The organism is Aeromonas popoffii, from assembly GCF_037818705.1.
GTDB lineage: Bacteria > Pseudomonadota > Gammaproteobacteria > Enterobacterales > Aeromonadaceae > Aeromonas > Aeromonas popoffii.
In genome coordinates this window covers 513,248-535,074 of the sequence record NZ_CP149129.1, presented here as the reverse complement: position 1 = coordinate 535,074, position 21,827 = coordinate 513,248, and the positions used below count along the sequence as shown (strand labels likewise).

Annotated in this window: 14 protein-coding genes and 1 pseudogene; 3 read left to right on the top strand and 12 right to left on the bottom strand. The window is 60.0% G+C overall.

Features of this window, described 5'->3' with window-relative positions:
• The first annotated feature begins 260 nt into the window (after positions 1-260).
• Both cspE and WJM78_RS02545 read left to right on the top strand, forming a co-directional pair.
• On the top strand, positions 261-473 hold the full coding sequence (cspE, locus tag WJM78_RS02550; RefSeq protein WP_005316548.1) for a transcription antiterminator/RNA stability regulator CspE: 213 nt from the start codon (positions 261-263) through the stop codon (positions 471-473).
• Positions 474-879: 406 nt separating this feature from the next.
• A pseudogene (locus WJM78_RS02545) lies at positions 880-2,822 on the top strand (ligand-gated channel protein).
• Positions 2,823-2,867: 45 nt separating this feature from the next.
• Here the strand turns inward: WJM78_RS02545 and WJM78_RS02540 are convergent.
• The 3 genes from WJM78_RS02540 to WJM78_RS02530 form a co-directional block, all read right to left on the bottom strand.
• Positions 2,868-4,268 carry a sensor domain-containing diguanylate cyclase gene (locus WJM78_RS02540; RefSeq protein ID WP_339013304.1) on the bottom strand — a complete coding sequence of 467 codons (1,401 nt, stop codon included), beginning with the start codon at positions 4,266-4,268 and terminating at the stop codon, positions 2,868-2,870.
• Between the two features lie 174 nt (positions 4,269-4,442).
• Positions 4,443-5,828 (bottom strand): ATP-binding protein, encoded by a 1,386-nt coding sequence (locus tag WJM78_RS02535; protein ID WP_339015721.1) that lies wholly within the window; start codon positions 5,826-5,828, stop codon positions 4,443-4,445.
• A 10-nt stretch (positions 5,829-5,838) separates the two neighbouring features.
• Positions 5,839-6,561 (bottom strand): response regulator, encoded by a 723-nt coding sequence (locus WJM78_RS02530; RefSeq protein WP_108537718.1) that lies wholly within the window; start codon positions 6,559-6,561, stop codon positions 5,839-5,841.
• 621 nt (positions 6,562-7,182) lie between these two features.
• Between WJM78_RS02530 and WJM78_RS02525 the strand changes: the two genes are divergently transcribed.
• Positions 7,183-7,524: a hypothetical protein gene (locus tag WJM78_RS02525; protein ID WP_339013301.1), complete on the top strand. Its 342-nt coding sequence runs from the start codon at positions 7,183-7,185 to the stop codon at positions 7,522-7,524.
• A 148-nt stretch (positions 7,525-7,672) separates the two neighbouring features.
• On the opposite strand, the gene WJM78_RS02520 is transcribed toward WJM78_RS02525, so the two are convergent.
• The 9 genes from WJM78_RS02520 to WJM78_RS02480 form a co-directional block, all read right to left on the bottom strand.
• Positions 7,673-8,092 (bottom strand): hypothetical protein, encoded by a 420-nt coding sequence (locus tag WJM78_RS02520; RefSeq protein ID WP_339013298.1) that lies wholly within the window; start codon positions 8,090-8,092, stop codon positions 7,673-7,675.
• A 154-nt stretch (positions 8,093-8,246) separates the two neighbouring features.
• Complete coding sequence (locus tag WJM78_RS02515; RefSeq protein WP_339013296.1) at positions 8,247-9,248, bottom strand: sensor domain-containing diguanylate cyclase; 1,002 nt, start codon at positions 9,246-9,248, stop codon at positions 8,247-8,249.
• A gap of 262 nt (positions 9,249-9,510) precedes the next feature.
• On the bottom strand, positions 9,511-9,990 hold the full coding sequence (locus WJM78_RS02510) for a GNAT family N-acetyltransferase (protein WP_339013293.1): 480 nt from the start codon (positions 9,988-9,990) through the stop codon (positions 9,511-9,513).
• 538 nt (positions 9,991-10,528) lie between these two features.
• Positions 10,529-11,281: a hypothetical protein gene (locus tag WJM78_RS02505; protein ID WP_339013290.1), complete on the bottom strand. Its 753-nt coding sequence runs from the start codon at positions 11,279-11,281 to the stop codon at positions 10,529-10,531.
• 93 nt (positions 11,282-11,374) lie between these two features.
• A complete protein-coding gene (gene recD, locus WJM78_RS02500; protein WP_339013286.1) occupies positions 11,375-13,438 on the bottom strand; it encodes an exodeoxyribonuclease V subunit alpha in 2,064 nt (687 codons plus the stop codon).
• A complete protein-coding gene (gene recB, locus WJM78_RS02495; protein WP_339013283.1) occupies positions 13,435-17,094 on the bottom strand; it encodes an exodeoxyribonuclease V subunit beta in 3,660 nt (1,219 codons plus the stop codon). The genes recD and recB overlap by 4 nt, the downstream gene beginning before the upstream one ends.
• A 2-nt stretch (positions 17,095-17,096) precedes the next feature.
• Positions 17,097-20,462 (bottom strand): exodeoxyribonuclease V subunit gamma, encoded by a 3,366-nt coding sequence (gene recC, locus WJM78_RS02490; RefSeq protein ID WP_339013282.1) that lies wholly within the window; start codon positions 20,460-20,462, stop codon positions 17,097-17,099.
• Positions 20,463-20,693: 231 nt separating this feature from the next.
• The gene (locus tag WJM78_RS02485; protein ID WP_339013279.1) at positions 20,694-21,086 is read right to left on the bottom strand and encodes a DoxX family protein; all 393 of its coding nucleotides are present in this window, start codon (positions 21,084-21,086) and stop codon (positions 20,694-20,696) included.
• A 40-nt stretch (positions 21,087-21,126) separates the two neighbouring features.
• On the bottom strand, positions 21,127-21,813 hold the full coding sequence (locus WJM78_RS02480) for a pirin family protein (RefSeq protein WP_108537702.1): 687 nt from the start codon (positions 21,811-21,813) through the stop codon (positions 21,127-21,129).
• Positions 21,814-21,827: the final 14 nt, after the last annotated feature.

Genomic DNA, 21,827 nt, shown 5'->3' with positions numbered 1-21,827 from the left:
CACTTGGCTAACCGAAAATTAATATTGAGATAAAGTTTGCTTTAAAAAAGAGAGCGTGTTTTAATCTCTCTCGATGGTTCGGTAGTTCAGACCTGATTATGTTAGGCAGTCATTTTAGTAAAGCAGTGATTAGCATAAGAGTTATCTAAGGATAGTTCTTATTAAATAATTCTCCTTCTTTAGTGCTCCCCATACGTATTGCTGACGAAAAATCATAGATTGCCATTTTGGCACTTCAAATACTATTCAAGGAAATTATTATGTCTAACAAAATGACTGGTACCGTTAAGTTCTTCAACGCTGAGAAAGGTTTTGGCTTCATCTCCCCGGCTGACGGCAGCAAAGACGTGTTCGTACACTTCTCCGCTATCCAGTCCACCAGCTTCAAAACCCTGGACGAAGGTCAGCGCGTTGAGTTCACCATCGAGCAAGGCCAGAAAGGCCCGGCTGCTGCCAACGTAGTTGGTCTGTAATTCAAGCAAGAAAGCCTTCACGCTCGCTAACGCCTGCTGAGAAGACCTTCTGCAAGAATTAAAAAAACCCGCCTAGGCGGGTTTTTTGTTGCCTGCGATTCAGCATTTCCCCTCCCCCAGACTCTTTTAACCTCTCCTTCGCCATTCCACCTCACCCCTTTTTCTTCCGTTCTCTCCTTCTGTATCTCCTGGTTGGCGATAGCATGACCACACAACCTTAATGATATTGATTATCGTTTGCATATGCTCTCGTGTTCATTACAATGCCTGCCGGCAAACGGGAGGATTGTCCTACTGAACCTGCCCGAGCCGGATTTCACGCAGGATGCAGTGAAACCACCCCATAGATTGACACAAAGGATGAATGCATCTTCTTACTCAAAGAGTTCAGGCCAACATGATAAAAATGCACCGCAACAAGCTGACCACGTTCGTTCTCGCCGCCCTCACCCCTCACGCCTATGCCATCGAACAGGAGGTCATGGTCGTGACCGCCTCCGGCTTCCAGCAGAAGATCGAGGATACCGCCGCCTCCATCTCGGTGGTGACTCGCGAGCAATTGGAAAAACGCGCCTATCGCGACGTGACCGATGCCCTGAAAGACATACCGGGCGTGGTGATCACCGGGGGTGGCAGCAGCAGCGACATCAGCATTCGTGGCATGGGCTCCAAATACACACTGATGCTGGTGGATGGCAAACGGGTCGACAGCCGTGGCACTCGTCCCAATAGCGATGGGCCGGGCATCGAGCAGGGTTGGTTGCCTCCGTTGCAGGCCATCGAACGGATTGAGGTTGTACGCGGCCCCATGTCATCCCGTTATGGATCGGATGCCATGGGCGGCGTGATTAACGTGATTACCCGCAAGACCACCAGTCTGGACTGGCAGGGCGCTGTTCACGCTGATTCGACCTTCCAGGAGAACAAGGATGCCGGTAACAGCTTCCAGACCAACGCCTATACCGCAGGTTCGCTGATAGATGGCGTGTTGGGGCTGCGCGTCAATGGCCAACTGGCTCATCGTGGCGAAGACCAATTTCCCCAGGGCTTTGCCGAGCAGGAGACCCGCAGTGGCACGGCTGTGCTCAGCTTCCAGCCCGACGACCATAACCGCTTCGATCTGGAGGCCAGCCGCAGCCTGCAGGATCGGGATCGCACGGCAGGCAATTCGCTGGATGCCAAGGCGAAAGACAATCTCAATCGTTATGAGCGGACCAACTTCGCGCTGACCCATGATGGCCAGTATGATTTCGGCTCTTCCAGCAGCTATCTGCAGCAGGAGACCAATACCAACCCCGGTCGCAAGATGGAGCTCACCAACACCATCGCCGATACCCACACCCAATTTATGCTGGGGGATCACTATCTGAGTGTCGGTGGTCAGTATCGCTATGAGGATCTGCACGATCAGGGCAATACCCTGAAAGTGGCCAACCCTGCTGAGCAGTTGACCCGCTGGAGCTGGGCGATGTTTGTCGAGGATGAGTGGTCGCTGACCGACAGCTTTGCCCTGACGGTGGTGCCCGCATGGATCGGGATCAGAACTACGGCTCTCACTGGAGCCCACGTCTCTACGGTGTCTGGCATCTGGACCAGAGCTGGACCCTGAAAGGGGGCGTCTCGACCGGTTATCGTTCGCCGGACTTGCGGATGTCTGCGGCCAACTGGGGTCAGGCCACCGGCGGTGGCAGCCTGGATGGCATGCTGGTCGGCAACCCGGATCTGAAACCTGAAACCAGCGTGAGTAAAGAGATCGGCCTGCTGTGGAATGGCCATCAAGGCTTTAACACCGGGGTTACCCTGTTCAATACCGACTTCAAGAACAAGATCTCCGAAGTGCGTCGTTGTACCAGCAAGAGCGATCCGGCCTGTACCCTCAATGGTCACAGCTATGACTTCATCAGTGACCGCGTCAACATCGACAAGGCGAACATGCGCGGGGTCGAGGGGATGATGGATTGGACCATCAGCGAGGATTGGTCGGTCGGCTCCAGCTATACCTTCCTCCAGTCCGAGCAAAAGAGCGGCCCGCTGGCAGGCAAGGCACTGAACCAGATGCCGCGCCACATGTTCAACACCACGGTCGACTGGCAGACCACAGAAGCGGTCAGCCTCTGGTCACGGGTCAACTTCCGCAGCAAGACCTCTGATTACCTGAGCCGGGTCAAGATGGCAGAAGGCACACCTTCTTACACCTTCTTCGACACGGGTCTGGTCTACAAGGCCAACAAGAACCTGAATGTGACAGCCGGCATCTACAACCTGTTCGACAAGACGGTGGATTACACCAGCTTCGGCACAGTGCTGGATGGTCGTCGTTACAACCTGGGGATGACCTACAACTTCTGATGACGAGCCGCCGCCCCCCGGGGCGGCGGCCTACGCTTCTGCTGTCTAATCCTCTTCCTCGGCATAACACGCCACCTGCCAGGTATTGCGCCCCAGCGACTTGGCGCCATACATCAACCTGTCTGCCTGCAACAACAGCTGTCTGCCATCGGCTCTGATGCCATCCGGCACCCAAACGGCCCCGGTACTGATAGAAAACCCCAGCTCCCCGGCACTGGTCTGCAACTTGCGCAGACTCACTGCCCGACCGATCCGGCTGGCCCACTCCTGCAACGCAGCCATATCCGCCATTGGCAGGCTGATGCAGAACTCCTCCCCCCCGATACGGGCAAACAGCGCCCCGGCTGGCAACACCAGCCGTACCCGTTCGACCAGAGCCGAGATCACCTCGTCACCCACCCCGTGACCGAAGTGATCATTGATCCTCTTGAAGCGATCTATGTCGAACAGCAGCAAGGCCGAAGCCTGCCCACAGGCCAGCCGCTGTTCAAACTCGGGTAGAAAGGCGCGCCGGTTCCGGATCCCCGTCATGGCGTCGGTGCCAGCAAGGCGCTCAAGCCGCGCATTCGCCTGGATCAACTCGGCGGTGCGGCTCGCCACCGCCCGTCGCAGCTGCACTATGTAGACCAGCAGCACCATGCCCCCCAGCGCCAGTAACCAGGGCCAGAGGTGACGTGGATAGACGGTCTCGATATGCATCCACTTGTGGATAATCCGCTCCCTATCCGCCGCACCCAGGCGGGAAAACCCCAGCTCCAGCTCCTGCAACAGAGCCTGATTGCCCTTGGCGACCGCAAAGCGGATCTCGTCGCTGTAAAGGTGACGCATCGGGATAAAGCGGCTGGGATCCGCCGAGGTGTAGATATAAAAGTTCGCCACTTGCAGATCGGCGATGAAGGCACCCAGCTTGCCACTGAAGGCGGCACGCATCATGGCATCGTTGTCCGTGAAGGTTTGCAGGTGCGTGGTGGGGAAGTGCTTGCGGGCGTAGTACTCCTCATACCCCCCCGCCACCACCCCCACACTCTCGTGCAGCAGGTAGTCGTTCACATCCGAGCCGCGCAGGGAGTTGGCAAAGAACAGCTGGGCATCGAGACGGGAGAGCCCCTGACCATAGTCATAGAGCAGATTGCGCTCCGGCGACCAGAGCAGGCCGCCGTGGACATCGGCCTTGCCGGTACGCATCAGGTCCAGCGAGGTCTGCCAGTCCACCAGTTTGAACTCGACCGGGCGACCGGTGACACGGCCATACTCGCGCCAGAGATCGATCAGCAGGCCATCCGGCTGCCCCTCCTCATTGAGGTAGGAGAAAGGCTGCCAGGCCTTGGAGTTGGTCACGATCAAAGGTTTCGGGGCTGGCGAAGCCCTGGCGGGCAACCACACCAAACAAAGCAGGAGGAAGCATCCGCTGCACACCCGCCATCCAAAACCAGAAGAGACCACCATTCCTGTACCAACCTTCCCATTAGCCGTCTACACGGCCATTTATTATCGCCATCTTCAAGCTGGAAGAACAAGCATGACCGAGTATGAAATTGGCGTGATGTCAGTCAGATAACGGCAACATAAACATGAGAAGGGCGCCTCGTCGGCGTCCTCCCCACACAGATCTCATCAGGCTCACAGCGGCAGGCTGATCCTGGCCTCCAACCCACCCTGCGCGCGGTTGCGCAGGGTCAGCTCGCCACCGTGCTGGTGCACCAGGGTGCGGGCGATGGAGAGCCCCAGCCCCACGCTGCCGGATTCGGTATTGCGGGCCTCATCGAGCCGCACGAAGGGCTTGAAGACATCCTCCAGCCGCGCCGGATCTATGCCCGGTCCGTTGTCACAAACCCGGATCAACAGCTCTTCTTTGGTACGCTCCAGCGATACCTCGGCACTGCCGGCATATTTGATGGCGTTGCCGATCAGGTTCTGCAGCACCCGGCGCAGGGTATTGGTCCGGCAGGCGTAGACCTCTTTGCCCTCCGCCAGACAGGTAACCGGCTGGCCGGTGTCGGCATAGTCATCGCACAGGCTGACCAGCAGGCTGACCAGATCCAGCTCCCGGGTCGCCTCCTGCTGACCTTCCTCCCGGGCAAAGCTGAGGGTGGCGGCCAGCATCTGCTCCATCTGCTGCAGAGTCTGCTGGATGCGCTCCTTGTCCTCGCCATCAGCCAGAAACTCGGTGCGCAGCCGCAGGCTGGTGATAGGGGTGCGCAGGTCGTGAGAGATGGCCGCCAGCATCCGGGTTCTATCCTGCACGAAGCGATCGAGCCGGGTATGCATGCGGTTGAAAGCCTGAATCGACTCGCGGATCTCGGTCGGCCCCACCTCTCGCAGCGGCTCTATGTCTTCGCCACGTCCCAGTCGCTCGGCATTGCCTGCCAGTTGCTTGAGCGGGCGAGTGGCGCGGCGAAACAGCAGCACCATCAGCCCGATCACCAGGCTGGCGACCAGCATCAGGTTGAGCGTGGTTTGCCACGACCAGCTGCCCACCTCCTTGTCGACCAGCGAGCTGAACTGTAACCAGCCACCCTGAGGCAGCTCGATGGAACCGTAGAGCCGCATATCCCGTGGCGGTGGCGGCCCCTTGCGGTCTTTCATCATGCGGGCATGGTGCTCCCACGCCTTGCTGCGCTGGGTATCCTCTTTCAGCTCGGCGCTGATCTCGACGGCGAGGCCGGCAGGATAATTGAGGCGCGAGCGTACCAGCTGCTCGAAGCGGGGGCTGCGGTTGTCCGGTTGCAGCGGTTCGTCGGAAAGGCGCAGCAGCAGGGTTTCACTGCGGCTCGCCTTGAGAATTTCGTCATAGAGTGACGGTGGAGAGAGGGAGAGCAGCCGCACCACCGCAATAATCCGCTGCATGGCGTTGCGGCTGTTGACGAATCCAAGCGCCTCCTCCCGATCCGTGCGGTAGATCTGGATACTGAGCAGCTGGATCAGGATCAGCCCCGCCAGCGCCACCAGGATGATCTGGCCGGTCAGCCCCTTGGGCCACAGTCGGGAGCAGAGTCGCTTGATCATGACCACGGCGTTACACCTGGGTCACATCGGCGGCGAACAGATAACCGCCGCCCCAGATGGTCTTGATAAGTTGGGGGTTCTTGGGATCCCGTTCCAGCTTGCGCCGCAACCGGCTCACCAGGGTGTCGATGGCGCGGTCGAACGCTACCGCCTCGCGGCCCCGGGCCAGATCCAGCAGTTGATCCCGGCTCAGCACCCGCTGGGGGCGCTCCAGAAACACCCGCAGCAGGTCGAATTCGGCAGTGGAGAGACTCAGCCCCACACCATCCTCATCCACCAGTTCACGGCGATTGATGTCGAGCAGCCAGCGATCAAAACGCAGATCCCGGGTCAGGGTCTCGGCGGCGGGTTGCGGCTCGACCTGGGAGCGGCGCATCACCGCCTTGATGCGGGCCAGCAGCTCGCGCGGATTGAACGGCTTGGCGAGATAATCATCGGCCCCCATCTCCAGCCCTATGATGCGGTCGGTCTCCTCCCCCATGGCAGTGAGCATGATGATGGGCAGGCTGGATTTGGCCCTCAGCTCGCGGCACAGGGTCAAGCCATCTTCACCCGGCATCATCAGATCCAGCACCAGCAGATCGAACTCCCGCTCCTCCAGCAGCCGCTTCATCTCCTTGCCATCCCGGGCACAGCTGACCCGCAGGCCATGCTGCTCCAGAAAGCGTTTCAGCAGATCGCGGATCTCGCTGTGATCGTCGACGACCAGAATGTGGGTGCTGTTTTGGTTCATGAGGGCCTCTCCTGTTAGAGCTGGCACGAGTATACGAAAATCTGCCGGACGGTTTGTGTCAAAGTGTGCCGGATCAGCAAGATGCCACACTCTGCTACAAAAATACGGCCACTCGGTAAAATTGAGACACAAGACGAGGATTTACTGGGGACATACCGGACTCGTCCATACTCGTTCATTGCAGGAGACAGGCCATGCTCACCCTCACCACACTGATGCCGCAGCCAGCGCGCTAGCCACACCGCACAGACCGCCAGCCTGACGCAAGCTTCCCCCCGGATGACGATGAAGCCGGCCTCTGACCGACCGGCGAGATACCCTTCGCTTCCCCATGATGCTATGCACGAATAGGGCCACACATGGCACCATAACACACAATTCAGGCATCCTTCGGCGATCCATCCCCAGGAAACTATGATGATGAAAAAAACCTGACCCTGATCGCACTGGCCGGATTGGCCCAGATCGGCATGGCACAAGCCAACCCGTCACACCGCCGCACAGTGTCACACTCTGCTACAAAATAGGCTTCAACTGGCAAAGTTCAGACACCAGTCGGGTGTTTACTGAGGGTCAAGGCGAGCAAGCCGAACCCGAACTCAATCCGCGAGGAGATAGACCATGAAAACCCTGACCAAAACCCTGCTGACCGCCACCCTGATCCTTGGCCTGCCGCTCGGCGCCTATGCCGCCAGCGAAACCGTTGCCACCACCCAGGCTGGCGCAATGACCGACTGCCCCGGCGGCATGATGGGCGGCAAGCACCACGGTAGCCGCCATGACAAGATGGCCCGCATGCAGAACATGACCCCGGAGCAGATCCAGGCCAACCTGCAGCAGTGCTTCGACAAGATCGAAGACCCGATCAAAAAGGCCGAGTTTGTGAAGAACCTGACACTGCGTGCCGACGGCATGACCAAGCACGCCGAGGCGATGAAGCTGTTCGCCGAAGCACACCAGTAAACGCGTCTCGACCTGCAACAGGGTGGCCTCGGCCACCCTTTTTCGTTTATCCCGCCCTCTTCACGGGATGCATGGCGCTGAGGCATGATGAGGAACGCCAACCAGCAAAAAGGGGCCAAGGGCCCCTTCTCATGCACCTATTTCAGACTCAAGCCTTGGCTTTGTCGACCAGGTTCAGGGTCTTGACGGTGTCGCCTTCAAACTTGATGACGACGCTCTTCTGAGCGGCTTCGGCATCCTTGAACAGGGTGTTGGTGGTCTCTGCCAGTATGGGAGATACCTTGTTCAGGGCGCTCAGGTCATAGGTCCACACTTCCAGACCGGCTTCGGTCTTGGTGCTGGCCGGGGTGCCCAGCTTGTCTTTGATGGCCTGCTTGCTGGAGCCGCCTTCCTTGATATCCAGTGCCTTCTTGATCGCTTCGTTTGAGGCGCTGTCCATGGCGCTACCGGCCATCTCTTTGACGCTGCTGGTGACGCTGCTGGTCACTGTCTCGGTCAGGGAATCCATCAGGCCCGCGTGGGCAAACAGGGGCAGTGCGGTCAGGGCAATCAGGATGCTCTTTTTCATTGATTAATATCTCATGGGGATTAAAGAGCGCGCATCAGACCAGCGCTCTCAGGCGGAGTCAAGGCTATCGAACGGTCAATACTCATTCGGGGGGGAAAGAGAAAAATCCGACCGCTGGCAAGCCAGGGCCAACCCGCTGGCCCTGTGGTGACAGCTATTCGCAGATCTGGTTCTTGCCCGCCAGCTTGGCCTGATAGAGCGCCCGATCCACCCGCACCATCAACTGGCTCATGGGCTCGTCAGGTTGGTATTCGGCCAGCCCGAAACTCAGGGTGATATCGAGCTGTTCACAGACCCGCGACCGCACGATCAGCTCTCGCAGCTTGTCGGCAACCAGCCTGCCATCGGCCAGACCGGTATTGGGCAGTACCACCATGAACTCGTCGCCACCCCAGCGCGCGATGAGGTCAATCTCGCGAATGTGCGTCCGCACCAGCGCCACTATCTTGACCAGCGTCTGATCCCCGGCGCTGTGGCCGTGGTTGTCATTGATCTGCTTGAAGTCATCCACATCCATGGCGATGACGGAGAAAGCGTGCTTAAAGCGCCGGGACCGCTCGCACTCCAGCTTGATGACCCGCTCCAGCCGATAGCGGCTGGCGGCGCCGGTCAGGGTATCGGTCTCTGCCAACTGGCGATTCTCTTCTGCCTTCTGTTGCAGCGCCTCGTTGAGCCGCACCAGCTCGGCGGTGCGCTCTGCCACCTGCTGCTCCAGCGAATGATTGCGCCGCTCCAGCTGTGCCAGCAACAGCTTGCTGGCATGGATATCGCGATGGGCGCCGATCATCCGCGCCACAGAACCATCGGGATTACGTTCAATGATGCGGCCGCAATCCTCAATCCAGAGGTAACTGCCATCGCGGGTGCGGCACCGATACTCGGCGCGATATTCGTGGACGCTGTCGCTCAGGCAGAGATCGAACTTCGCCATCACAGCCGCCAGATCGTCGGGGTGGATCAGGCTCTCCCAAGTGAAGACGGTATTGTCGAGGGTATGGGGCTCGTAGCCCAGCATCCGGTACCAGCCGGTGTTGCGATAGACGAAACCGGTATTGGCATGCCAATCCCAGATGCCATCGCTGATCACCTCCAGAATGCCGTGCACCACGGCTTCGCTGACATCCGAGATCCTGATCGTGTCACTGTCCTGCAGCATAGCGGTTATCCTTGTTCTTCTGCCCCGAGCCACCACGGGGAATCGCTGTTCTGTCGTGAAACGCTACCTTGGCATATTGCCCAAAATCTGTCAGCCATAACCCCACAACATCACTGCTTTTTCTTTGGATATCGGCCGCTCGCGGCCTACGCAGAGTGCCCGCCCATGTGGCTAAAGTCTGCCTCATTGGCCGGATATCACTCACGATTGAGCAAGTTGGGGATGGGGTCATCGGGCGGGATGCGGGGCTCAACAGCCGAGCTCAATCTGCCAATGCCAGCCGATAAAAATCCGTCTCCTGATGTTTCGGATTGGGACGCAGGAATACCCAGCCAGATCGCCGGTAATGGTTCAAGGCCCGCACATTGGTGCGACTGACAGAGAGCAGCGCCCATTTGCAGCCCGCCCCCAGCAACTGCTGGCGGATATAGGCCTGCAACTGCGCGGCAAGACCGCTGCCACGATATTCGGGGAACAGATAAATCAGCTGCACATAGCCGGTCTCGGGCTCATCGGAAAAACTGCGAAACTCCAGCTGGCCCACACGTTGTTCACCCGCCCAGACATGCAGGTAGTGCCATTGCGCCTGCCCCAGCCTTTCGCGGATCCGCTCCCGATAGCCGTCGATAAAGTCGGCAAAGCCGTCATGGGTATGAAAGCTGCAAAAATAGGCATCCCTGCGCGCCTGCACACAGAGCTCGTAATCCCGATCCAGATCGATAGTGTTAAATTCAAGTCTCAAGCAATGACATCCTGTCGTGTGTAGGTAGGGTGTAATAAGCGAAGCGCATTACACCTTTTGGCAGATAAATAGCAGCGGTGCAATTCACTTCGTTCTTTGCACCCTACCCGCCCTCACCCTGCGCTCTCCCAGAAGGAGAGGGGATAAAGCAGCATCGGAAATATGATCGCCAGCCACGTAGGTTCGATTAGCGAAGCGTAATCGGACAGCGGTAACAGCATTGCTCCCTTCTCCCATTTATTAAAAAAGGAGGAGAAGGGTCGGGGATGAGGGGAAGGAAAAAGAGATTTCGCGGTAAACGTTGGGCTTCACTACGCTCAGCACCAACCTACACAATTGGTAGGTTGGTGCTAAGCCTGCGAAGCCCAACATACGAGATACGCTCAGCCACAACCTACACAGTCGGTAGGTTGGTGCTGAGCCTGCGAAGCCCAACATATGAGACGATATTACCGCCAACTCTCTTCGGTAGGGTGTAATAAGCGCAGCGCATTGCACCATTTGTGATATGGAAGATTAGCGGTGCAATTCACTTCGTTCATTGCACCCTACCCACTACCCACTGCTTAAGCGCTTTATCAAGCCGATATAGCGATATTATATTTCCAATGCCATAACAGGACGGAAAAGATCTCAATTCAAATATAAACTCGAATCCGACATCATCAATAAGATCAAGATTTTTAATCACATCTGTGGGAAGAATGCTGTGAATCGACATTAGATCCATTTTGGAGCTTTTAATAAGCCTCCATTTGCATAATAAGCGCAATGACAATAGCTCATCATATTCTTCAAAAATTTGTGTTCCATCATGATTTTTAGCTAATTGCCCTTTTTCATCCAACACTAATTTACTTATTTTAAATTCCACATGAGTACAATGAGAGTGTGCAACTTGGAGCACATCATTAAGTTTAGCTTCATCAAGGTCGTCGTAATCAAGTTGAACACCACTTACCAATGACAAATCCTTTAAAATCCCCTCTACTGCTAATGAGATCCGGTTAACTCTTTTTTCAATAAAAGGGCGCAAATTATTTTCATCTCTGACTCTAGGAAGATACACAATTAAAAAATAAAATATATAGCTAACTAAGACCCCAGATGAAACGTTGAATAATATAGAGTTGTCACTAATTTCGTTTAAAAACAAAAAATCCGTCAGCTCATAGTAAATAACTGATGGCAAAGTTTCGTCTGAGCTGACAAAAACAAGATATATTGATATAAAAAAGACAATTTTGTGCGTTAGTTTTTTGTCAAGCATATCCATTATTTTATTCATCATGTTCTCTAACCATTACTATTAAATCCAGATAACTCGATATTTTAGATTTTCCAAGTCTCGTGGCGGTAAATCCCTTTACCGCCGTCCAATTGCTCACTCCCCCAACCTCTCCGCCAATCCGGAATAACGCTCGGTCTTTTTCCGTACTGCCTGTGCCAGCAGGGCGCGATCGCCGTAGAGATCGAGCCGTGCCTTGGCGCGGGTGATGCCGGTATAGACCAGCTCGCGGGTCAGCAGGGGGCTGGCGCTGTCGGGCAGCACCAGCACGGTATGGGCAAATTCCGATCCCTGGGATTTGTGGATGGTCATGGCATAGACCGTCTCGTGAGGGGGCAGGCGGCTGGGCAAAAGCGCCCGCAGGGTGCCGTCCGGCTGCTCAAACCATACCTTTAACCGCCCGGTTTCATCGGGCAGGCAGAGCCCCATATCGCCGTTGTAGAGGCCAACCCCGTGATCGTTGCGCACCACCATCACAGGGCGACCGGCATACCAGTCGCCATCGCGGGCAATCAGCCCGGCCCGTGACAGGGCCAGTTCGAGCCGCTCGTTAAGCCCCTCAACCCCGAACGGGCCGCCCCGCAGGGCGCAGAGGATCTGGAAGCTATTGAATGCCTTGAACACGGCGGCGGGCGCTTCCCCCGCGCGGGCCGCCTTCAGATAGCTGCCGTAACCGGCCACCCCTTGGGCAATCAGGGCCTCAAAAGCCTCCCCCGCCCAGGGGTGCAGGCTGATATCGCTAAAGCCCATGCCCCAGACCGATTCCACCGCCGTGGCATCGCCGCTGTTGCAGGCACGCGCCAACTGGCCGATGCCGGAATGCTGATCAAAGCGCCAGCTCTTGGCCAGCAAACAGAGGCTGTCGCGCACCTGTGCCCCCGCTGGCGTGCCCTGCAAGCGGTAGCCGGTCTGGCGGGAGAGCCAATCCGCCTGCGCCGGGCTGATGCCCTGCTCGATAAAGCTGCAGATATCGCCGAGCACGGCCCCCGCCTCCACCGAGGCAAGCTGATCCTTGTCGCCGAGCAGGATCAGGCGGGCGTGGCTCGGCAGTGCATCGAGCAGGCGCGCCATCATCGGCAGGTCGACCATGGAGGCCTCATCCACCACCAGCAAGTCGAGGTGCAGCGGGTTGCCCGCGTGGTGGCGGAACTGGCTGCGCCCCGGAATCACCCCGAGCAACCGGTGCAAGGTGCCCGCTTCGGTCGGGATCGCTTCGACCCACTCGGGGGGCAGATCGAGGGCCTGCAAAGCAGAACCGATACTCTCGGTGAGGCGTGCCGCCGCCTTGCCGGTGGGGGCCACCAGCCGGATCGCCGGGGCCTTGCCTGCTTGCAGGCCGGTCTCCACCAGAATGGCGAGCAGTTTGGCGACCGTGGTGGTCTTGCCGGTGCCGGGGCCGCCGGAGATCACCGCAAAGGGGCGCGCCGCCGCGGTGGCCGCCGCCAGCTTCTGGCCGTTGCAGCAAAGCGCCTCGGGCACCAGCGTATCCAGCTTGCCAAGATCGCTCGCCGCCTGGGCGCTGGCCAGCAGCACCTCGATGGCGGGCCAATCCACTTCGCTCGGGAACACCAGATCGAGATACTTCTCGATAAAGTGGCGGGCCGAGAAATCGGGGGCGAGGCGGGCCTTGAGCAGCGCCCCGAACACCAGCCCGTAGTCGCGGGCAAACAGCCGCGACAGGGCCGGGGCTATCTCCGGCCATTCGGCTCTTTCACTCAAAGCGCGCAGATGGTGGGCCACCCCCAGTTCAAAGTCGTGGTAGCGGGTGAGATAGAGCCGCCCATGCCACAGCCGCAGCGGCCAGCGCGGGGCGAGCCTCTCATCCTGTTCGGTACCAACGAGCGGGCTTGCCGCAAACAGGGCGGGCCAGCGGGCAGGATCCGCCAGATCCAGCAGCAGATCCCGGCTCTGCTGGGGATCCAGCCCGAACGGGCGCAGGGATCCGGCTGCGAGCATCTCAAGGGGCAGGCAAACATGGCCGCGCCCCAGCTCGAAGCAGGCGAGCGCCGCTCCCAGCACCAGCTCGGGGCTGCCGCCCAGATCGGCCACCAGCTTGGCAAATTGCAGATCCAGCTGGCGGATACGGCCAGCCAGTGCCAGTGCTTTTAACCGTTCAACCATCATTGCGCTGGTTGCGGAGCTAATCATGGTGCCACTCATGCCTCTACCTCATTCAATGGGTGGGATCCCGCTGCTGGCGACTCGCTGCCTGCGCTAAACAAGGTGTCGAGCCCCAACACCAGTTCACGGCTCGGGCGGGTATGGAAAATGCCCCCCTGCGGCATGCCACGCAGGAACAGATAGAAAACCCCGCCAAAATGCTGCTCGAAGTCGTAGCCCGGCAGGCGCAGGGTGAGCAGCCGGTGCAGCGCCAGCGAGTAGAGCTGGTATTGCAGGTCGTAGCGATGCTCCGCCATCGCCCGCTCCAGCGCCGGACGGCTGTAATCGGCGGCGCTCATACCGAGGTGGTTCGATTTGTAGTCGAGCAGATACCAGCGCCCCTGCCACTCGAACACCAGATCGATAAAGCCCTTGAGCATCCCCTGCACGGTGGCAAAGCTGAGCGGCTTGTTGCCCCGCGACAGCGGGTCGTGCTGCTGGCAGAGCGCGGTCAGCGCCGGTGCCGTCACCCGCCCCATGGGCAGGAAGAACTCCAGCTCCACCTGTTTGCGCTCGGGGGCCAGATCCCGCAGCCGCACCGGCTCGCCATGTTCAACTGGCAATTCGGTATCGAGTACCGCCTCCACCTGCTGTTGCAGCACCTCGGCCCAACTCTCGTCGAAGCCATCCTGCGCCAGCAGGCCAGCGATATGGTGCGCCAGCGACTCGCCAGCGGCGCTTTGAAAGTCGATGGTCTCGAACAGGCTGTGCAGCAGGGTGCCGGGGCGCGCCCCTTTCGGGAAAGTGAAGATGGAAGGCTGGGGCGCCTCCTCCTGTTGTGCTGTAGACAGTTCGGCAGCCAGCGCGGCCGCCTCGGTCACCACCTCATCATCGAAGCCGGGATTGGCGAGCACCCCCTTGCTGTGACCATTTCCTTGCGCCGCAAGCCCGGAGTAGGAGCTGATCCACCAGTCCCGCTCCAGCCGACCGGTAAAGTGGCGCACCTGCGGCTCGCCCAACTGCTCCTCTTCAGGCGGCAGCGGGGCCAGACGGGTGAGCGAGGGCTCACCGACGGCCACCCCGGGCAGCGCCTGTGACAGCTCGGTCAGGGCAGTCGCCAGCGTGGCAGCATCCCCCTCTTCGCCCTTTTGCAGCAGGTAGCCAATGGCGGTGTGGTGCAGATCGGTCTTCTCCGACTTGCCAGCTCCCGCCCGCACCGGCGCCAACCCCAGCCAGGTGGCGTAAACGCCCCGGGTCAGCGCCACGTAGAGCAGCCGCAAATCTTCGGCAAGGCGCTCCCTGTCCGCTTCCGCCAAAGACCCTTCGGCGCCAGTCAGATCGAGAATGGTGCGATTGCCCGCCTCATCCGCCTCGTGATAGAGCGGGGTCTCGGCGGTTCTGTGACTGCAGATGAAGGGCAGGAATACCAGCGGATACTCCAGCCCCTTGGATTTGTGGATGGTGACGATCTGCACCAGCTTGCGCTCGGATTCGAGCCGCAGTACCTGCTCAGCATCCTGCCCGTTGGGACGGCTCACCGCCTCCCCCAGCCAGCGCAGCAGGGCATATTCCCCGTCCAGCTCGCTGCTCACCTGTTGCAGCAACTCGCCGAGATGGAGGAAGTTGGTCAGCCGCCGCTCGCCGTAGGGGCTCGCCAGCAGGGAAGAGGCGAGATTGCGCCGGTGCAGCAGGGCTCGCAGCATCGCCAGCACGCCACGACGGTGCCAGATCGATCGGTACTCCATAAACTCCTGCACCGCGCTCTCCCACGCCCGCTCGTCCGAGGCCAGCCCATCGAGCGCCTTGGCATCCAGATCAAACAGGCCGGTGGCGAGCGCCGCCCGCAGGCTCCTCTCTTCGCTCGGGTTCTGGCAGGCGTGCAAAATCAGCAGGATCTCCCGCGCCTCCACCTGCTCCAGCACGCTCTCGCGGTTCGACAGATAGACGGAGGCGATGGCGAGACGCGCCAACTCCTGCTGCACCAGCTTGCCCTCGGCGCCGGTACGCACCAGCACGGCGATATCTCCGGCCTTCACCGGTTCGTCGATAATCTCTATTTCGCCATTTTCTTTCTTTTTCTCTCCGAAAAACCGGGCTTTGCCCTCTTGGGACAAGCTAAGCAATCGGTGGATCTCCGCCGCCGTGGCACGGGCCATCTTGCTCTGGTAATCCCCCCGATTGAAGGTGGGCTGGCCGGTCAGCTGCCAGCAGTGGAGCACAGGTGCAGGTTGGTCATCGATCAGAAGCGATTCATCTTTTCCTTTGGCATCCACCGGCAGGAAGGGGATATCCGCCTCGTAGATAAAGGGATCCTTGGCCCGCTCGAACAGGCCGTTGACCGCCCCCACCAGCGCACTGCTGGAGCGCCAGTTGCGCCCCAGGGTGTAGTGGGCGCTCACATTTCGCCGCGCCTGAATGTAGGTAAAGATGTCGGCGCCGCGAAAGCCGTAGATGGCCTGCTTGGGGTCACCGATCATCAAGAGCGCCGTGTCGCTATGACCGCCGTAAAGACGATGGAAGATACGGTACTGCTGGGGGTCGGTATCCTGAAATTCATCGATCATTGCCACCCGATAGGTGGCGCGAATACGATCGCAGAGCTGCTCGCCAAGGCTGGAGCCAAGCGCCCCGTCGAGATCTTTGAGCAGGTCATCGAACGAGAGCTGATGAGCCTGCCGCTTGCTCGCCTGCATCCGGCTGCGCACCACCTTGGCGGCCCGTTGCAGGATAAGATCGCGAATACCGGGGCGGCTCGCCAGCAGCTGGTCGATTTTGCTGAACAGCGGCAGGGTCGGCACTGCGCCCCCCTTCTTGAGGTTCTCCTCCAGCACCGTCTGGCCGAAGCGCTCCAGCTCCTTGGGAATGGCGTAGCCGCTGCTCTCGTCCTGTGCCCAGTCGGCTATCTTGGCGAGCCAGCCTTCGTAGTTCTTGCCGGTGTAGCGGCTGATCTGGCCATCGGTCTGGCGGCGGATCTCGTCTGTCTGCGCCAACCATTCACTCTTCACCGCAGCGATACGACTCATGGCCGCCTGATGACGGGCGGCGAGAGTCTCATCCCCCAACGCGGGGTGGATCTCCAGCTCGCTATTGTCGAGCCAGCTGCTCATCTCCCGCAACAGGGCGGCAGGGCTCGGCCAGAGCGCGCGCACCGAGCTGGCGAGGGTCTTATCCACCGGATAGAACTCGGCGCGCCAGTAGTCGCTCACCGCTTGCAGCCTGAGCTGGCTGTCGTCGGTGAGAAATTCGGTTTCAAAGAGGGCGCCCGATTCGAAGGCGTTCTGCTTGAGCATCCGCTGGCAGAAGCCGTGGATGGTAAAGACCGCCGCCTCGTCCATCTGCCGCTCGGCGGCCAGCAGGCGACGGGCCGCCAGTTCATGATCTTCCACCTCGACCAGCAACTGGGCCAGCAACGCATCCTTGCTCTCACCGCGCATAAAGGCGAGCCGCGCCTCGTGAATGCGACCGCGGATCCGTCCGCGCAGCTCGGCGGTGGCCGCTTCGGTAAAGGTCACCACCAGAATTTCGGTCACCGAGAGCGGCCGTTCGTGGGCGCTGGATTGACCCACATCGGCGCCCTCTTCAATCAGCGGGCCGTGGCCCAGCAGCAGGCGCAGGTAGAGACCTGCAATGGTGTAGGTCTTGCCGGTACCGGCGGAGGCTTCGATCAGTCGTTCACCATGGAGGGGAAAACGCAGGGTATTGAGCGGGTTAGCCATGATTACATCATCTCCATGGTGGTCAGCAGCGGGGTCAGGTGTTCGCGGGCCAGCGCCTGCAACTGCCCCAGCACCTCGTCATCGAGTTCGGGGAAGCAGCGGGCGACGTAAACGTCCTGCCCTTCCCCATTGATCATCCAGCCGCCGTTGAAACGGGTGAGGGCCGCCTTGTCGGCCGCCTCCGGCTTGTCCGGATCCTTCTCGATCGCCCTGAGCCAGTCCCAGGCGGTGTTGGGGAAGAACGGCAGCGGCCGCTTCATCCCCTGCGCCCAGCACGCCACCAGTGCCGCCAGCTTGGCGCGCGCCTCGTCGGCAGCGAGTACAGGCAGGCGCAGACTCTGTTTGGCATCGAACAGCAGGGTCTCGCCGGGGGCGCCGCTCAATGAGAGGCAGAGGTGCTGGATCCAGCCCAGCAGCAGGTCCTTGCCGTTGAAGCTGCCGGGTTTGACCACCAGCAAACGCCCCTTCTGGGTGTCGATCCACCCTTGCAGCTGACCCTGAGCCAGCGCGATATCGACCTCCACCGCATGTTTCTCCGCCTCATTGGCCGCCACCCAGGGCCGCAGCCGATCCGCCAGCTTGCCCATCTCGGCATCCAGATCGTCCAGCAGCAGGCTGCCGAACCACCCTTGTGGCAACAGGCCGGTGAGCTGCAACCGCTCGCGACGTTCGGTACTGTCACCTTCCGCCAGATGGGCATCGAGCAGCAGGTCTTTCAGCTGATAATGTTGCAGACCATCCAGCTCGAACGGCTCGCTGTCCTCGATGTTGGCCTCATTCAACTCAAACCACACCTTGAGGCGACGGTTGAGGAAATACTTGGTGGGCTGCCGATAGAAGCGCAGCAGCTCCGCCAGCTCCAGCCCCTGCTCCTTGCCCCATTCGGGGGGTAAAGGCAGCTCGCCGCTCTGGAAGTTGGCCGCGCCGCGCTCTGGGTTAAGGGCGGGCAGCCAGTCGGCGGCATAGGTAAAGAGGCGCGAACCCACCTCCGGGTAGAAGTAATTTCGGCTGTAGGGGGTGAGCGGATGCGCCACCATCAGGTGGTTGAGCAGCCGTTTGCCGGAGGTTTCGTCATCGAGCTCTTCATCCCCCGCCAGCACGAAACCCTGCCGCACATAATCGATCAATTCCGCCAGCAGCACGGAGGGCACCTTGTCGCTGTTGTCCTGCGCACTGAAGCCCTGATAGCTGATATAGAGCCCCTGCTGGGCGCTCAAGAGCGCCTCAAGGAAGAGGTAGCGGTCGTCATCACGACGGGAGCGATCCCCGCGCCGCCCGGCCACCGCCATCAGATCGAACCCCATGGGGGCCAGGGTGCGCGGGTAGACGCCATCGTTCATGCCGAGCAGACAGACCTGCTTGAAGGGGATGGAGCGCATCGGCATCAGGGTGCAGAAGTTGACCTGACCGGCGAGGAAGCGCTGGCTGGAGCGGGACTCCCCCAGCACGCTGCCGAGGTAATCCTGCAACAGGTTGGCGGTGATGGGTTGATCGAAGCGGGCCTCGCCGAGCTGGGTCTGCCAGTCGGCCAGCTGGCTGCGAATGAGCTGGAGCTGACGCTCTTCATCCTCGTCGGCCAGATAGAAGCGCTCCAGCAGCGCCAGCAGGCAGGCGTTCCACTCGGTCAGCGGCTGCGCCTGTTGCAAGCGGGGCAGGAATTCGGCCAACGAATCGACGAACCAGGCGAGCTTGCCGAGCGCCAGCCCCTGCTGACCTTCGATATCGGCGTAGGGCAAAATGCCCGCCACCGGCTCGCCATCCCCCATGGCAAAGCCGAGCAGCATGCGGCGCAGGCCGAACAGCCAGCTGTTGCCGGACATGGGTGGCAGATCGAACCGGACGGGGTAGCCGTCATCCAGCCCCCAGCGAATGCCGGTCTCCTGCACCCAGACCCGCAGCTGGTTGAACTCGTCGTCATCCAGCTCGAAGCGGCGCAGCACGGCGGGCACCTCGAGAATGGCGAGCAGCTCGCCCGCCCCGAAGCGAGCGTTGGGCAGCCTGAGCAGGGCGAGGAAGCTTTGCAGCAGCGGGCTCTCCTGACTCGCCGCCCGATCCGAGACCGCAAACGGGATCTGGCCCCGTGCCCCACTCTTTTCTTTACCAAACACGGCCTGAATATAGGGGCCGTAGCTGTTCACATCCGGCATCATCACCACCACATCTTTCGGGGTGAGGGACGGGTCCTGCTCGAACAGCGCCAGCAGCCGGTCGTGCAGCACTTCAAGTTCCCGCATCGGGCCGTGGCAGGCGTGGATCTGCAAGGATCCATCCGCCGGATCGATCGGGCTCTTGTGATGGCTGCTGTCGAGATCAAACTGGCCCTCGCCCCGCGAACCTAGCTCCAGCACATCCTTCTGGATGGCGCGCAACAGACTGACATTGCCCTTGGCATCCACCTCGTCGATATCGACGAAAGCCTCGATTTGCGGCACCGCCAGCTCCATCAGCTGATGCAGATAATCGCGCCCCAGCTTGCCCATGGAGGCGAGCAGCGGGTTGGCGGGGCCCTGCAACGTCTCGATATCGGTGCCGGGCTTGAGCTTGTTTTCGAGCCGCGCCAGGCTTTTGCGATCGAGCAGGTCACCCCAGTAGTAGCGGCAGGGGTTGGTGACGAACAGATGCACCTCCACCTCTGGTCGACTGCCGAGGGCCAGCAATGCCTCCACATAGCGCGGTGGCAGCGCCGAGATGCCGAACACAAAGACCCGCTGCGGCAGCTTGCCCGGCAGATCGGCAGTACGCTCCAGCTCGTGGATAAACTCCTCGTAGAGGTTGGCGCGGTGGTAGCCGCTCGGAGAGAGCGCCAGGGTGCGGGCCACCAGCTCGCGCCACAGCTCGGGCTGCCAATCCTGACCGCTCACGTCGGCCAGCTCCTGACTCAATCCTTCGCCCTCTTCCCAGCGGGCGATCCAGTCCGACCGGTAGACCAGATACTGGTCAAACAGATCCGCCACCTTCTGGCAGAGCTGCCACAGCCGCACCTGCTCGGGATCCTTGGCGGGATCCGCGTCATCCCCACCGCCCAGATAGGCGGCCAGCGGCGCAAAGGCGGGCCTGTCCAGCAAGGCGGGCAGAATGGTCATCAGCTGCCAGCTCATGGATCCCTTGTTGTAGGGGCTTATGCGAGGCACATCCGCCAACACCCGGGTGAACATATCCCAGATGAAGCTGGCGGGCAGCGGAAAGTCGATATTGGCGGCGATGCCGAAGGCTTTGGCCAGCTCCAGCTTGAGCCACTGGGCCATGCCCGGACTCTGCACCAGGATCTGCTCCCGATCGAAAGGGTGAGAGAGAGGAGCCTGCCGGATGCGGCTCACCAACAGCTCCTTGAGCAGATCCAGCTGATTGGAGTGGTAGAGGGTAAACATGGACGACTCCCGCCAATTCAAAAGAGGGGTGAGTGCGAGAAAAGGTGAGTTATTCCCGTCACTTCACACGAAATGGGATTGTCGGGGATCGGGGGGGAAGATGCAAAAGGCGCTTGTTGCCGCAGATCACGTCGCCATCATGCGGGGCGGGAGAGGGTCAATGGCGGACATAAAAAAGCCGGTGCTGCTGCACCGGCCAAAAAGCGTTGGAAAACTCCCGCTATCCGGGTATTACCAGTTCTTGCCGAGGCGGGCATCCAGACTGAAGGCCCCTGCACCGGCCGCCGCCAGGGCCAGGAAACCACCGGCCACGGAGACGTTCTTCATAAACATCAGCATCTGCATCTGATCCGCAGGCTGATAGTGGAAAATAAAGGAGGCCATCAGGGTGAAACCGGCCATCAGCACCGAGATGCTGCGGCTGAACAGACCCAGCATGATGGCAAGGCCACCACCCAGCTCCAGCAGGATCACCAGCGGCAGAATGAATCCGGGCACACCCATGGCTTCCATGTAACCCTGGGTACCGGCATAACTGCCGATCTTGGCCCAGCCAGCTTTTACGAACATCAGTGCCAGCAGTACACGACCCACCAGCAGTGCCAAATCTTTCATCTTGTCCATTTCAAACTCCTCGTTTTATGTCAAATCACCGCTGACTGCTTCAGGGTAGGTCAAATAACAGGGCTTGGCTGGCACTCATTGCCACCAGATCCCAGTTGGGTTCATCACGACTGAGTACCCCGTCGCCGGGTCGGGCAGCCAGACCATTGGCGGTCAACTCCCCTGAAATCATCTGCAGATAACCGTGTCGGCCGGCCAGCGCCCAGGCGAGACTCTCACCGGGTTCAAGCTGCAGCCGCCATATGCGGGCCTGCTGGCGGATCCTGAAGGATCCCGCTTCGCCATCCGGGGACGCCACCAGCGTCAGACCGGGTCTGGCTTCAATCTTCTTCTGCTGATATCCGGGTGTCGTGCCGTGTTCATTCGGCTCGATCCAGATTTGCAACAGGGAGAGCGGCTCGGTCTGCGAGGGATTGTACTCGCTGTGCCGGATGCCGGACCCTGCACTCATCAGCTGGAAATCCCCTGCCGGGATCTGCTCGGCGTGGCCGAGGCTGTCCTTGTGCTCTATGGTGCCTTGCAGCACGCAGGTCAGGATCTCCATGTTGGCGTGAGGGTGAGTGGCGAATCCGCCACCCGGTGCAACCAGATCCTGATTGATGACCCGCAGCACCGAGTGTCCCATCCAGTCAGGGTCATAGTAGTGCCCGAAGGAGAAACTGTGGCGCGCATCCAGCCAGCCGAAATTGGCCTTGCCGCGCGCTTCTGAGGCTCTCAATGTCATCATGGTGTGCTCCTCAC